The sequence below is a fragment of the Rhizobium sp. CCGE 510 genome, from assembly GCF_000292525.1.
In the GTDB taxonomy this organism is placed as follows: Bacteria; Pseudomonadota; Alphaproteobacteria; order Rhizobiales; family Rhizobiaceae; genus Rhizobium.
Genome location: NZ_AEYF01000009.1, coordinates 1 through 13318 on the forward strand (window position 1 = coordinate 1; position 13318 = coordinate 13318).

Annotated in this window: 14 protein-coding genes; 6 read left to right on the plus strand and 8 right to left on the minus strand. The window is 62.4% G+C overall.

The genetic code is table 11. The features are described from left to right. The 7 genes from RCCGE510_RS05645 to RCCGE510_RS05675 form a co-directional block, all read right to left on the minus strand. On the minus strand, positions 1–190 hold a 190-nt coding region (locus RCCGE510_RS05645; protein WP_007627997.1), incomplete at its 3' end, for an ACT domain-containing protein. An 87-nt stretch (positions 191–277) separates the two neighbouring features. Then, positions 278–1585 carry a type III glutamate--ammonia ligase gene (gene glnT / locus RCCGE510_RS05650; protein WP_007628007.1) on the minus strand — a complete coding sequence of 436 codons (1308 nt, stop codon included), beginning with the start codon at positions 1583–1585 and terminating at the stop codon, positions 278–280. Positions 1586–1664: 79 nt separating this feature from the next. Next, entirely contained in the window at positions 1665–2993 is a 1329-nt protein-coding gene (locus RCCGE510_RS05655; RefSeq protein WP_007628008.1) for an FMN-binding glutamate synthase family protein, read from the minus strand. Positions 2994–3007: 14 nt separating this feature from the next. Then, positions 3008–3694 (minus strand): GXGXG domain-containing protein, encoded by a 687-nt coding sequence (locus RCCGE510_RS05660; RefSeq protein ID WP_007628009.1) that lies wholly within the window; start codon positions 3692–3694, stop codon positions 3008–3010. Positions 3695–3732: 38 nt separating this feature from the next. Then, on the minus strand, positions 3733–4641 hold the full coding sequence (locus tag RCCGE510_RS05665; protein ID WP_007628010.1) for a glutamine amidotransferase family protein: 909 nt from the start codon (positions 4639–4641) through the stop codon (positions 3733–3735). Between the two features lie 88 nt (positions 4642–4729). Beyond that, positions 4730–5413, minus strand: coding sequence for a helix-turn-helix domain-containing protein (locus RCCGE510_RS05670; protein WP_007628011.1), 684 nt, complete (start codon positions 5411–5413; stop codon positions 4730–4732). A gap of 70 nt (positions 5414–5483) precedes the next feature. Beyond that, on the minus strand, positions 5484–6443 hold the full coding sequence (locus tag RCCGE510_RS05675; protein WP_007628013.1) for a GlxA family transcriptional regulator: 960 nt from the start codon (positions 6441–6443) through the stop codon (positions 5484–5486). Between the two features lie 87 nt (positions 6444–6530). On the opposite strand from RCCGE510_RS05675, the gene RCCGE510_RS05680 reads away from it, so the two are divergent. From RCCGE510_RS05680 to RCCGE510_RS05705, 6 genes are all read left to right on the plus strand, one after another. Then, a complete protein-coding gene (locus RCCGE510_RS05680; RefSeq protein ID WP_007628014.1) occupies positions 6531–7781 on the plus strand; it encodes a sarcosine oxidase subunit beta family protein in 1251 nt (416 codons plus the stop codon). A gap of 12 nt (positions 7782–7793) precedes the next feature. Continuing rightward, positions 7794–8075: a sarcosine oxidase subunit delta gene (locus RCCGE510_RS05685; protein WP_007628015.1), complete on the plus strand. Its 282-nt coding sequence runs from the start codon at positions 7794–7796 to the stop codon at positions 8073–8075. Continuing rightward, positions 8072–11029, plus strand: a complete 2958-nt coding sequence (locus RCCGE510_RS05690) for a sarcosine oxidase subunit alpha family protein (protein ID WP_007628016.1) — start codon at positions 8072–8074, stop codon at positions 11027–11029. The genes RCCGE510_RS05685 and RCCGE510_RS05690 overlap by 4 nt, the downstream gene beginning before the upstream one ends. Continuing rightward, positions 11022–11570, plus strand: coding sequence for a sarcosine oxidase subunit gamma family protein (locus RCCGE510_RS05695; RefSeq protein ID WP_007628018.1), 549 nt, complete (start codon positions 11022–11024; stop codon positions 11568–11570). The genes RCCGE510_RS05690 and RCCGE510_RS05695 overlap by 8 nt, the downstream gene beginning before the upstream one ends. Before the next feature lie 132 nt (positions 11571–11702). Beyond that, positions 11703–11927 carry an antitoxin MazE family protein gene (locus RCCGE510_RS05700; protein WP_007628020.1) on the plus strand — a complete coding sequence of 75 codons (225 nt, stop codon included), beginning with the start codon at positions 11703–11705 and terminating at the stop codon, positions 11925–11927. After that, positions 11924–12247, plus strand: a complete 324-nt coding sequence (locus tag RCCGE510_RS05705) for a type II toxin-antitoxin system PemK/MazF family toxin (protein WP_007628022.1) — start codon at positions 11924–11926, stop codon at positions 12245–12247. The genes RCCGE510_RS05700 and RCCGE510_RS05705 overlap by 4 nt, the downstream gene beginning before the upstream one ends. A 99-nt stretch (positions 12248–12346) precedes the next feature. Here RCCGE510_RS05705 and RCCGE510_RS05710 read toward each other — a convergent pair whose 3' ends face one another. Beyond that, positions 12347–13288: a LysR family transcriptional regulator gene (locus RCCGE510_RS05710; RefSeq protein WP_007628023.1), complete on the minus strand. Its 942-nt coding sequence runs from the start codon at positions 13286–13288 to the stop codon at positions 12347–12349. Positions 13289–13318: the final 30 nt, after the last annotated feature.

A 13318-nucleotide genomic window follows, 5' to 3' on the forward strand; every position in this document is an offset into this window, starting at 1 on the left:
CGCCGATCTCGGTCCCCGAAAGACCCTCTTCCGAAATGAAGCTGACGCGCATGAAGAACTTGCCGGTATCGAGATCGTCGAACTGCGAGCTGTCGATGATGTTGCAGCCCTTGTCGGCCAGATAACTCGAAATCGCCGCCACGATGCCGCGCGTCGACTTGCAGGATACGGTGAGTACGACGTTTTTCATGCCGTCTTTTCCTTTGCGAGATCAGGTACCGATAATGCGATCATGCCGAAGCTTCCGCTCCGGCATGTCGAAGACATCGGTCGGCGCTCAGATGTCGAGCGTGCTGTCGCGTTCCCATTGGGTGAAATGCGAGCAATAGGCATCCCATTCCCGATGCTTGAGCTTCAGGTAGGCGGCGGAAAATTCCGGCCCCATCGCCTGCTTCAGGCCCTCGTCGGCATCATAGGCGCGCAGCGCATCGAGCAGGTTGAGCGGCAGGCGCGGCGCGTCCTTCACCAGATGCCCCTCGGCATACATGTCGATATCGTAGTGCCGGCCGGGGTCTGCCTGGCTGCGGATACCGTCGAGACCGGCCGCGATGATGATCGCCTGCAGCAGGTAGGGATTGACAGCGCCGTCCGGCAAACGCAGCTCGAAACGTCCCGGTCCCGGCACGCGCACCATGTGGGTGCGGTTGTTGCCGGTCCAGGTCACGGTATTCGGCGACCAGGTAGCGCCCGAGGTCGTGCGTGGCGCGTTGATGCGCTTGTAGGAGTTGACCGTCGGATTGGTGACCGCGGCAAGCGCCGAGGCATGTTTCATGATGCCGCCGAGGAAGGTCTTGCCTTGAGCCGAGAGCCCAAAGGCCATCTCCTTGTCCGCGAAGGCGTTGACCTTGCCGTCGAGGTCCCACACCGAGATGTGGGCGTGGCAGCCGTTTCCGGTCAGGCCCTTGAAGGGTTTCGGCATGAAGGTGGCGCGAAGCCCGTGTTTCTCGGCGACCGACTTGACCATGAACTTGAAGAAGGAGTGCTTGTCCGCCGTCTTCAGAACGTCGTCATACTCCCAATTCATCTCGAACTGGCCGTTCGCATCCTCGTGATCGTTCTGGTAGGGCTTCCAGCCGAGTTCCAGCATGTAGTCGCAGATCTCGGCGATGACGTCGTAGCGACGCATCACGGCCTGCTGATCGTAGCAAGGCTTCTCGGCGGTATCGAACTGATCTGAAATCACCGAGCCGTCGGCGGAGATCAGAAAGAACTCGGGCTCCACGCCGGTTTTCACCCGGAGCCCTTCTTTCGCAGCTTCAGCGACCAGTCTTTTCAAGAGCACACGCGGTGCCTGTTCGACGGGTTGATCCTCCATGACGCAGTCGGCTGCAACCCATGCGACGTCTTTCTTCCACGGGAGCTGGATGACGGAGGACGCATCGGGAACCGCAAACAGGTCGGGATGGGCGGGCGTCAGATCGAGCCAGGTTGCAAAGCCCGCGAAGCCGGCGCCATCTTTCTGCATATCGGCAATGGCTTCTGCCGGGACCAGCTTGGCACGTTGGCCGCCGAACAGGTCGGTGTAGCTGATCATGAAATATTTGATGCCTTTGTCTCTAGCAAAAGCAGCAAGATCCAGTGTCATTCTCGTTCCCCTTTGGATTTTTTGGAGACACCTTGGTTATGAATGCGAGACGGCCGGACTTTCGCCCGGCCGGTAAAAATCAGTAGCCTCCCTTGCCCGGATACCAATTTGTGCCGGCGAGCGGGATCTGGGCCATGGCGGCCGCCTCCATCGTCAGCGCGCAAAGATCTTCCGGTTCCAGGTTATGCAGGTGGTTCTTGCCGCAGGCGCGCGCGATGGTCTGGGCTTCCAGCGTCATCACCTTCAGATAGTTGGCGAGACGGCGGCCCGCGGCGACCGGATCAAGACGCTTCATCAGTTCCGGGTCCTGCGTCGTGATGCCGGCCGGGTCCTTGCCTTCATGCCAGTCGTCATAGGCGCCGGCCGTCGTGCCGAGTTTCTTGTATTCGTCTTCCCAATGCGGATCGTTGTCGCCGATCGCAACGAGCGCCGCCGTGCCGATGGCGACGGCATCAGCACCCAGCGCCAAAGCCTTGGCTACATCGGCGCCGGAACGGATGCCGCCCGAGATGATCAGCTGCACCTTGCGATGCATGCCGAGATCCTGCAGCGCCTGAACCGCCGGACGAATGCAGGCGAGCGTCGGCATGCCGACATTCTCGATGAAGACATCCTGCGTCGCGGCGGTTCCGCCCTGCATGCCATCGAGCACCACCACGTCGGCACCGGCTTTCACCGCAAGCGCCGTATCGTAATAGGGACGCGCGCCGCCGACCTTGACGTAGATCGGCTTTTCCCAGTCGGTGATCTCGCGCAGTTCGAGGATCTTGATTTCGAGGTCGTCCGGGCCAGTCCAATCCGGATGGCGGCAAGCCGAGCGCTGGTCGATGCCCTTGGGCAGGTTGCGCATGTTGGCGACGCGATCGGAGATCTTCTGGCCGAGCAGCATGCCGCCGCCGCCGGGCTTGGCGCCCTGGCCGACAACCACTTCGATCGCATCGGCGCGACGCAGGTCCTTCGGATTCATGCCGTATCGCGACGGCAGATATTGGTAGACCAGCGTCTGCGAATGGCCGCGCTCTTCATCGGTCATCCCGCCATCGCCTGTGGTGGTGGAGGTTCCGGCTATCGTCGCGCCGCGTCCGAGCGCTTCCTTGGCATTGCCGGACAGGGCGCCGAAGCTCATGCCGGCAATGGTGATCGGCGTCTTCAGGTAAATGGGCTTCTTGGCAAAGCGCGTGCCGAGGACGACCGACGTGTCGCATTTCTCGCGGTAGCCTTCGAGCGGATAACGCGAGATCGATGCGCCGAGAAACAGCAGATCGTCGAAATGCGGAACCTTGCGTTTGGTGCCGGCGCCACGAATGTCGTAGATGCCGGTCGCCGCCGCACGCCGGATCTCCGCCAGCGTGTAATCGTCGAAAGTCGCGGACTTGCGTGGCGGGGTATGGGGGTTGTGATAGCTCATGATGGTCCCTCGCCTCAATACGCGTCGGCATTGTCGATGTTGAAATTGTAGAGCTTGCGGGCCGAGCCGTAACGCTTGAACTCCTCCGGCCTTACTTCGGTCACGCCAGCCTTTTCGAGAAGTTCGGCGAGCTTCGTCAGATGCTCGGGCCGCAGCTCCTTTTCGATGCAATCGGCACCCAAGCTCTTGACCGACCCGCGCACGAAGAGCTTTGCCTCGTAAAGCGAATCCCCAAGCGCATCGCCGGCATCGCCGAGCACCACGAGGTGGCCGGACTGGCCCATGAAGGCGGACATGTGGCCGATATTGCCGTGAACGACGATGTCGATGCCCTTCATCGAGATGCCGCAGCGCGACGCCGCATTGCCCTTGATGACGAGCAGGCCGCCGCGTCCGGTTGCGCCGGCATACTGGCTGGCATCGCCCTCGATGACGACGGTTCCCGACATCATGTTTTCGGCGACACCCGGACCTGCCGAACCATGAACGGTGACGGTCCCGCCGTCGTTCATGCCGGCGCAGTAGTAGCCGACGGGTCCCTTCACATCGACGGTGACGGGCGCATCGATCCCGACGGCAACCGAATGGCTGCCGCGCGGATTGACGACTTCGAAGGAAAGGTCGTTCGAACCTTGCTGGATATTGTGCAGGGCACTGTTGAGTTCACGCAACGGCGTAGTGGCAAGATCAATGACAGGCATGTTTCAATAACCCTTGGAGAATACGCATGAGGCGCCGGTCAATCCGATTTCTGGTGATCCCAGAAGTAGACGGTTGCAGGCTCCGGCTCCCAGACCCGGGCAGTCTCGATGCCGGGCAGATTGACCAGTGCCCGGTATTCAGAACCGAAGGCGACATACTGGTCCGTTTCGGCCATGACAGCGGGCTTGCAGGCAATCGGATCGCGCAGAACGCCGAAGCCGGACTTGGTACCGACAACGAAGGTAAAGAAACCGTCGAGATCATCGACCGCGCCTTCCAGCGCCTGGCCGAGATTCTTGCCCTTGGCCATTTCTGCCGTCAGATAGGCGGCCGCGACCTCGGTGTCGTTTTCCGTTTCGAAGGACATGCCTTCGCGCTTCAGCTCGCGGCGCAGATTGTTGTGGTTCGACAATGAGCCGTTATGCACCAGGCACTGGTCGGAACCTGTGGAGAAAGGATGGGCACCGAGCGTCGTCACCGCCGATTCGGTCGCCATGCGGGTATGTCCGATGCCGTGGGTGCCGGCCATCGAGTTGACCGCGAAGCGGGAGACGACGTCCTTCGGCAGGCCGGTCTCCTTGTAAATCTCGATCGCATCGCCGCTGCTCATGATGCGCACGTCAGGGCGCAGTTCGGCAATGGCTGCCCTGCCCGCGTCGATCAGGTCCTTCGCAAGGGTGATGACGGCGTGTGTGCTCTTGATCTGGATGGCGACGGGCGTGCCGATCGCCTGGCCGAGCTCGGCATCGAGGCCGGCGAAATCCGCCTTTGGATTGGCTGATTGGATGGTGATCTTGGCATTGCTGCCGACGGCATTGCCGTAGATCGCGATGCCGGCGCTGTCCGGTCCGCGATCCGTCATCGTCACCAGCATGGACGACAGCAGTGCGCCGAGCTCCGGTTCGAGACTTTTATCTTTGAGGAACAGCCCCACAATTCCGCACATGACCAAACCTCCGTTCGCGTTGAGAAAGGACTAGCAGGTCTGTTTTCGCATATCAACTGGTAAGAAAGATTTTTTCTTTTAAGGCAAGTTAGCCTTTCGAGCCGCGCTGGGGATAGGTGATGATCGAAAGGTATTTGCTCGGCAGTTTCACCAGTTGCTCAGGCCCATGCGGCGCGTCGGCATCGAAGAACAGACTGTCGCCCGGCTGCATCTGGAAAAGCTGGTCGCCATGGCGGTAAACGACCTCGCCTTCGAGCATGTAGAGAAATTCCATGCCCTCGTGCTGGAAAGTCGGGAAGGTGTCCGAATCGGCCGTCAGGGTGATGAGATAGGGCTCGACGATGACGCCGCTGGTGTTGTTGTCGATATGGCCGAGCAGATTATACTGGTGGCCGGCGCGCGTGCCGCGCCGCTCGAGCTCTATACCCTGACCCGCTTTGACGAAGACGGCGTTGCGCGGTTCCTCGTAGCGCCTGAAGAAAGCGGTCAGCGGCACGCCGAGCGCCCGCGACAGCGATTGCAGCGTCGTCAACGACGGCGAGATGTTGCCGTTCTCGATCTTCGACAGCATGCCGAGCGAAATGCCGGTGGCGGCGGCCAGGTCGGTGACCGTGATGCCGAGTTTCTTGCGGTAGGCGCGCACCTCGTGGCCGATCGCCATTTCGAGGTTGTTTTCCTTCGGCTCGCGAACGGCGTGCGGATCCTGGGAAAAGGCAGCGCGTCCACCTTGCGTCTGTTCCAGTTGCTCTGCCGCTTGAAGCTTGGATCTCATGCTGCCACCTTCGCTTGTGTTCAAAGGCAACCCTATCGCCATAGTGAAAATTCCTCAACCGTGAAGAAAACTATTCCCGCCGCGCCTGACGCGGAGCGGTTCCGTAGACGGCGCGGAACATCCGGGAAAAATGGCTCAGACTGGAAAAGCCGGTGGCGACGGCGATCTCCGAGACGGAAAGCGGGCTCTGCTTCAACAGGCGGTGGGCATGCTGCAGTCGGATCCGGCGATACTGATCGAGATAGGTGGTGCCGAGATGGGTCGAGAACAGCCGGTCGAGATGACGGGTGGTGACGCCGGCGATACGTGCCATGGCGACGCGCTCCAGCGGCATCTCGATCGTCTCCTCCATTCGTTCGAGAACGCTGAGCAGGCCGGGATGGTGGACGCCGTAACGCTCCGCCAGCGAGGCGCGCTGGGGGGCCGCCGGCTCGTTGACCTCGGTATGAAGATACCAGTCGCTGACGCGGCGGGCGAAATCCGGCCCCATGCGCTCGGCGATCAGCACATGCATCATGTCGAGCGGCGCGATGCCGCCGCCGCAGGTGATCCGGTTGCCGTCGATCTTGAAGCGCGCCTGGCGCGGCGTGAGATCCGGGAAGGCCTCGAGAAGGGTAGCCGCATGTTCCCAATGGATGGTGAAGTCGCGACCGGAAAGCAATCCGGCCGCGGCCATCAGATACGGACCGCCCGAGATGCCGCCGATCCTCACACCCTCGCGCGACAGCTGCCGCAGGCAGGCAAGCACAGCGGGATAACGCCAGTCGCGCGGCGAACCGCCAGCGCAGACGAAGACCGTTCCAAGGCCTGCGCCCCTGGCGGGAAGAGGTTCGGCCGGCACGGTCACGCCGGAGGAGGAGAGAGCGGGCGTCCCATCCGGCGAAAAGGTCTGCAGCCGATAGATTTCGCGACCGGCCAGCAGATTGGCCGCCCGCAACGGTTCGGTCGCCGAGGCATAGGACATCAGCGCAAATCCCGGGATCAGGATGAAGCCGATCGTCTGCACGCTTCTGCTGTCATGTGAGGACATGTCTCTTTCTCTACGATTCATGTCCCTATTGTGCAAGTCCGCTCTTGGCTTTCTGGCATCATGGGCCTGTTCTTTCGAGGCTCACTCATGCGCTATTCCGCTCTTTCGATTTTCCTGAACGGCCTTCGCGGCAATAGGAGCTGGGCGCCTGCCTGGCGCGATCCGGCGCCGAAGCCGCATTACGACGTCATCATCGTCGGCGGCGGCGGCCACGGCCTTGCCACCGCCTACTATCTCGCCAAGGAATTCGGCATCACCAATGTCGCCGTCCTCGAAAAGGGTTATCTCGGCTCCGGCAATATCGGCAGGAACACGACGATCATCCGGTCGAACTACCTGCTGCCCGGCAACAATCCCTTCTACGAGCTGTCGATGAAGCTTTGGGAAGGCTTGGAGCAGGACTTCAACTTCAACGCCATGGTCTCGCAGCGCGGCGTCCTCAACCTTTTCCATTCCGATGCGCAGCGCGATGCCTACACACGCCGCGGCAATGCCATGCGGCTGCACGGCGTCGACGCCGAGCTTCTCGACCGGCAGACCGTGCGTAAAAAACTGCCCTTCCTCGATTTCGACAATGCCCGTTTCCCGGTGATGGGCGCTTTGTACCAACCGCGCGGCGGCACGGTACGCCACGATGCGGTCGCCTGGGGTTATGCGCGCGGCGCCGACAGCCGCGGCGTCGATATCATCACCCAGTGCGAAGTGACCGGTATCCGCAGCGAAAATGGTAAGGTAACCGGCGTCGAGACCAGCAGGGGCTTCATCGGCTGCGGCAAGCTGGCGCTGGCGGCGGCCGGCAATTCCACCACCGTCGCCGATATGGCCGGCCTTCGCCTGCCGATTGAAAGCCATGTGCTGCAGGCCTTCGTCTCAGAAGGGCTGAAACCCTTCATCGACAATGTCGTCACCTTCGGCGCCGGTCATTTTTACGTCTCCCAGTCGGACAAGGGTGGCCTCGTCTTCGGCGGTGACATCGATGGTTACAATTCCTATGCCCAGCGCGGCAATCTGGCCTCGGTCGAACATGTCGCCGAAGCTGGACTGGCGATGATCCCGTCGCTGTCGCGCGTGCGGTTTTTGCGTTCCTGGGGCGGCGTCATGGACATGAGCATGGACGGCTCGCCGATCATCGACCGCACCCATATCGACAATCTTTATCTCAACGCCGGCTGGTGTTACGGCGGCTTCAAGGCCACACCCGCCTCTGGCTTCTGCTACGCCCATCTGATCGCCCGCAATACCCCGCATCAGACCGCCCGCGCCTTCCGGCTCGACCGCTTCGCCCGCGGCTATCCGATCGACGAAAAGGGCGTCGGCGCCCAGCCCAATTTGCACTGAGGACATTTGACGATGGCAAGCCTGATTTCATGTCCCCATTGCGGCGCCCGGCCCAAGGAGGAATTCTCGATCCGCGGCGATGCGGGCCTTATCAGACCGGCCCCGGATGCCGGTGCGGAGGCCTGGTTCGACTATGTCTATCTGCGCGACAATCCGCGTGGCAGCCACAGCGAATATTGGCACCATTCCTCTGGATGCCGCCGCTGGCTGATCGTCGAGCGCGATACCATCACCCATAAAGTCCATGGCGTCCGGGATGCTGCGCTTTCCAAGCTTGGCGGGGACCTGGCATGACGAGCTTCCGTCTTTCCTCGGGCGGCCGCATCGACCGCGCCACGACACTCGGCTTCACCTTCGACGGCAAGGCGCTCACAGGCCATCAGGGCGATACGCTCGCCTCGGCGCTGCTTGCCAACGGCGTCCAGCTCGTCGGCCGCAGTTTCAAATATCACCGCCCGCGCGGCATCCTGACGGCCGGGGCTGCCGAACCGAACGCGCTGGTGACGACAGGCAGCGGCGGCCGCACCGAACCGAACACGCGCGCGACGATGATCGAGCTTCACCAGGGGCTGGCGGCCAAGAGCCAGAACCGCTGGCCCTCGCTCGGCTTCGATGTCGGCGCCGTCAACGGGCTGCTCTCGCCCTTCCTGAGTGCCGGTTTCTACTACAAGACCTTCATGTGGCCGGCGGCGCTTTGGGAAAAACTCTACGAGCCGGTGATCCGCAAGGCGGCGGGCCTCGGCAGGGCCTCCTATGAGGCCGATCCCGATGCCTATGAGAAATGCTGGGCGCATTGCGATCTACTGGTGATCGGGGGCGGCCCGGCCGGTCTTGCCGCGGCACTCACCGCCGGCCGGGCCGGCGCGCGGGTCATCCTCGCCGACGAGGGACCCGAACTCGGCGGCAGCCTGCTTTCAGACGGCGGCACGATCGAGGGCAAGCCGGCCGACACGCTTCTCGGCGAGCTGTTGGCTGAGTTGGAAGGGCTTTCGAATGTACGCCGCCTGCCGCGCATGACCGTGTTCGGCTGGTACGACGACAATGTCTTCGGCGCGGTCGAACGGGTGCAGAAGCATGTGGCGATGCCCGATCCCGAGCGCCCGGTCGAACGCTTGTGGCGCATCGTCGCCCGCCAGGCGATCCTGGCGACAGGCGCCGAGGAGCGGCCGCTGGTCTTCGGCGGCAACGATATTCCCGGCGTGATGATGGCAGGCGCCATGCGCAGCTATCTCAATCGGCAGGCAGTGGCCCCTGGCAAAAGCACGGTGATCTTCACCACCGACGATTCTGGTTACGGCACCGCCGCCGACCTTGAAGCCGCCGGCCTTCAGGTCGCGGCGATCGTCGACAGCCGTGCGGATGCAGGTCGGAGCTGGCAGGGCAGCGCCGAGGTGCTGAAGGGCGCCCGGGTGATCGATGCGTTTGGCGGCAAGCACCTCAACGGCGTCAGCGTCGAAACCGCAGGCGGCATCCGCCGCATCGACGCCGATGCGCTTGCCATGTCGGGTGGCTGGAGCCCGATCATCCACCTTGCCTGCCATCGCGGCGCCAAGCCGCAATGGTCGGACGAAGCTTCGGCATTTCTGGCGCCGGCCGGCCAGGAAGGCCTTGCCGTTGCCGGCTCGGCTGCCGGCCTTGCGCAAACCGCGGCCTGCCTCGGCGATGGTGCCGCAAAGGCGACGGTTGCCTTGAAGGCGATCGGCTTTGCAGTGGCGGAGCCAGCCTTTGCTGTTGCGCCGGAGGCCGCTCAGCGCGCAAAGCCGCTCTGGTCGGTCAAGGGCTCGAAGGGCAAGGCCTTCGTCGACTATCAGAACGACGTGCATCTCAAGGATCTCGGCCTCGCCGTGCGCGAAGGCTACGGCCATGTCGAGCTCGCCAAGCGTTACACGACATCAGGCATGGCGACCGACCAGGGCAAACTTTCCAACATCAACGCCATCGGCATCCTCGCCGAGGCGCGCGGCGTTTCGCCCGCCGAAGTGGGAACCACAACCTTCCGGCCGTTCTATACGCCGGTCGCGTTCGGCGCCTTGACCGGAACATCGCGTGGCAAGCATTTCCAGCCGGGGCGCAAATCGCCGCTGCATGGCTGGGCCGAGAGGAACGGCGCGGTCTTCGTCGAAACCGGCCTCTGGTACCGATCTTCCTGGTTCCCGCGCGCCGGGGAAACCACATGGCGCGACAGCGTCGACCGTGAGGTGCTGAATATCCGCAGGAATGCCGGGCTCTGCGACGTCTCGACCCTCGGCAAAATCGAAATCTTCGGCCGCGATGCCGCGGCCTTCCTCGACCGCATCTATTGCAACGGCTTCGCCAAGCTTGCTCTGGGCAAGGCGCGGTACGGCATCATGCTGCGCGAGGACGGCTTGATCTATGACGACGGCACCACCAGCCGCTTCAGCGACGAGCATTTTTTCATGACGACGACGACGGCGCTTGCCGCCGGCGTGCTCACCCATCTCGAATTCTGCGCCCAGACGCTGTGGCCGGAGCTCGACGTCTGCTTCGCCTCGTCGACCGATCAATGGGCGCAGATGGCCGTTGCCGGGCCGAAATCGCGCGCCATCCTCTCCGAAATCGTCGACGAGGACATCTCCGATGCGGCCTTCCCGTTCATGAGCGCCCGCAAGGTGTCGCTATTCGGCGGCCGCCTCGAAGGCCGGCTCTTTCGCATCTCCTTCTCCGGCGAACTCGCTTACGAGCTTGCCGTGCCGGCCGGTTACGGCGAAGGCGTTGCCGACGCCGTCATGGCCGCGGGCAAGAAACACGGCATCTGCGCCTATGGCGCCGAAGCGCTCGGCGTTCTGCGCATCGAGAAAGGCCATGTCACCCATGCCGAGATCAACGGCACGGTCACTCCAGGCGATCTCGGCTTCGGCCGCATGGTGTCATCGACCAAGCCGGATTTCATCGGCAAGGCGATGCTTGCCCGCGAGGGTCTGCAGGATCCCGAGCGTCCCCGCCTCGTCGGCGTCAAGCCGCTCAATCCGGCAAGCGGCTTCCGCACCGGCTCGCATATCCTTGCCGACGGTGATGCAGCGACGCTCGAAAATGACCAGGGCTACGTCACATCATGCGCCTTTTCGCCGACCCTCGGCCATACGATCGGCCTGGCGCTGGTCCGGCGCGGGCCGGAGCGCATCGGTGAAAAGGTGACGGTCTGGAACGGGCTGCGCAATGAATTCACCGATGCTGTGCTCTGCCATCCCGTCTTTGTCGATCCTGAAAACGAGAAGCTCCATGGCTGATCTTCCCAAGCACAGACCGGTTCTCGCCAGAGCAGCATATGCCGGTATCTCAGAGGCAGGCGTTCGGCTGGAAGCCCTGGCCGAAGGCCATCTGCTGCACGTGCTCGGCACGATCGAGCCGGCGGCCCTTGCCGCCGAACTGGTTAAAGCCGGCTTTACCAACAGTTCGATCCGCAAGGCCGGCTTCCGCCAATGGTTCGTCGCCGGCGACGAGCCGCTTGCGCCTGCCGGTCTCGACGCACTTACAGCAGCGCTGGCCGGAAAAGCCGTCGTCATGGACCAGAGCCACGGACGCGTCCGCATCGGCGTTTCCGGCCGGTCCTCGCGGTCGCTTCTTTCAAAGGGCACGGCCGTCGATCTCGATCCCGCCATCTTCCCGGAAGGCCATTCGGCAATGACGATGGTCGGTCACCTCTCGGTGCAGATCGTCCGCACCGGCGACGACAGCTTCGAGCTGACGGTCCTGCGCAGCTTCGCCGAAAGCCTCTGGGACGAACTCAAGCATATGGCGGCGAGTGCCGAAAAGGACGGCGGCCTGTAGGGACCATGCGTCCGGCCAACACCAGGCGCATCTCGTCTTTCTCCATGTGCCCGCGCAGCCCTGGGCCGTCGGCACATTGACATGGTAGTACCGGGCTCTTATGTTACATGTAACGCCATAATGGAGTTGGTCATGGCAACGCCGGTCAACGAAAGAGTTCAAAAGCGCCGTGAAGCCATGCGGGCCGCTGGGCTGCGTCCCGTGCAAATATGGGTTCCAGATACTCGTCGCCCCGGTTTTGCCGATGAATGCCATCGACAGTCGGTTCAGGCGGCCCTTGCCGATGTCGGCGATCGCGATTTGCAGGATTTCCTCGATGCCGCTCTCGCCGACATGGATCCTGACGGTGAAGCGTGAGGCGCGGTGACATCGTAACCGTTGCCATCACCGGCGATTTCGGCAAACCGCGTCCGGCGCTGATCATCCAGGCAGATCAGTTTGATGCAACCGGCACGGTTACCGTGCTGTTGATTTCCAGCACGCTCATCGATGCGCCGCTCATTCGGCCGACAATCGAGCCGACAACGCTCAGCGGCTTGCGCAAAGTCTCGCAAGTGATGGTGGACAAAACCATGTCCGTGAAACGGGATAGAATTGGCCCGAAAATCGGCCGCCTGGAGGACGATACTCTCCTGGCAGTCACAAGATCGCTCGCCGTTTTTCTGGGTATCGCCTAAGACACATCCAAACCGCTTTCCAGGTCGCATCCGTCGATGGGGCCTCAAGCCGTTTCCCGCACGGCCGGATCGGCAGCCGTCGTCCAGTATATCAACGGTTTATGCGAGGGCGAATGCAGTATCCCACGGCGTAGGATCTGGGAAAAGCTCGACGAGAAACGCAACGAACGCCCTTACGTTCGGATTGCCACGCCGACTTTCCGGCCACAGCGCCGTTATGTGGTGCCTGTCCATCCAGTAGGTCTTCAACACCGGGACCAATTCCCCGCGGGCGACGTACGGACCGGCGATGTACGTCGCCGAAATACCGATGCCTCCGCCGTTCACGAGGATCGCCACGACGGCATCGCTGTTGTCGACGACGATGCCGGCATTGGGCAAGATCTCCTGGATCCGCTCGCCAGTCCGGAAGGGCCATCGCATCGACTGTCCCGAGCTCTGATAGCGGAAATTGACGCAGTCGTGCCCATCGAGGTCCTCGGGGCGCGTCGGAATGCCACGTCGATCGAGGTAGGCTGGCGACGCGAACGCGCAGACCCTGTTCGGCGCAAGTATCCTGGCGATAAGGCGTGAATCGACCGGCTGGCCCACGCGAATTGCCACGTCGATCCCTTCCTCGACAAGGTCTGTGAAGGTATCGCCCAAGCGGAGATCGATAGAGACCTTCGGGTAACGCTCCCGGAACGCCGGGAGATGCGGACTGATGAGATGCACTCCAACCGGCAGAGGCGCAGTGATCTTCATCAATCCGGCAGGTTCGGCCCGCGTCGCGGCTGCGGCCTGTTCGATTTCCTCGGCCTGTTGCAACAAGCGTAGCGCCCGTTCATGAAGAGCAAGCCCTTCAGGAGTCAGGGTCAAAGAGCGCGTAGTGCGGCTGAAGAGCCGGACTCCGAGCCGTTCCTCCAGGCGCTGCACGCTCTTGCTGATCGCCGAGGGAGAAATCGATAGGGAGCGAGCGGCAGCGGTGTAACTGCCAAGCGATGCGGCACGAGCAAACGCTATGATACCTGTCAGTCGGTCTATTCCGATTTGTTCCGCCATGGCACTATTAAAGCGAACATCGCCCGGATT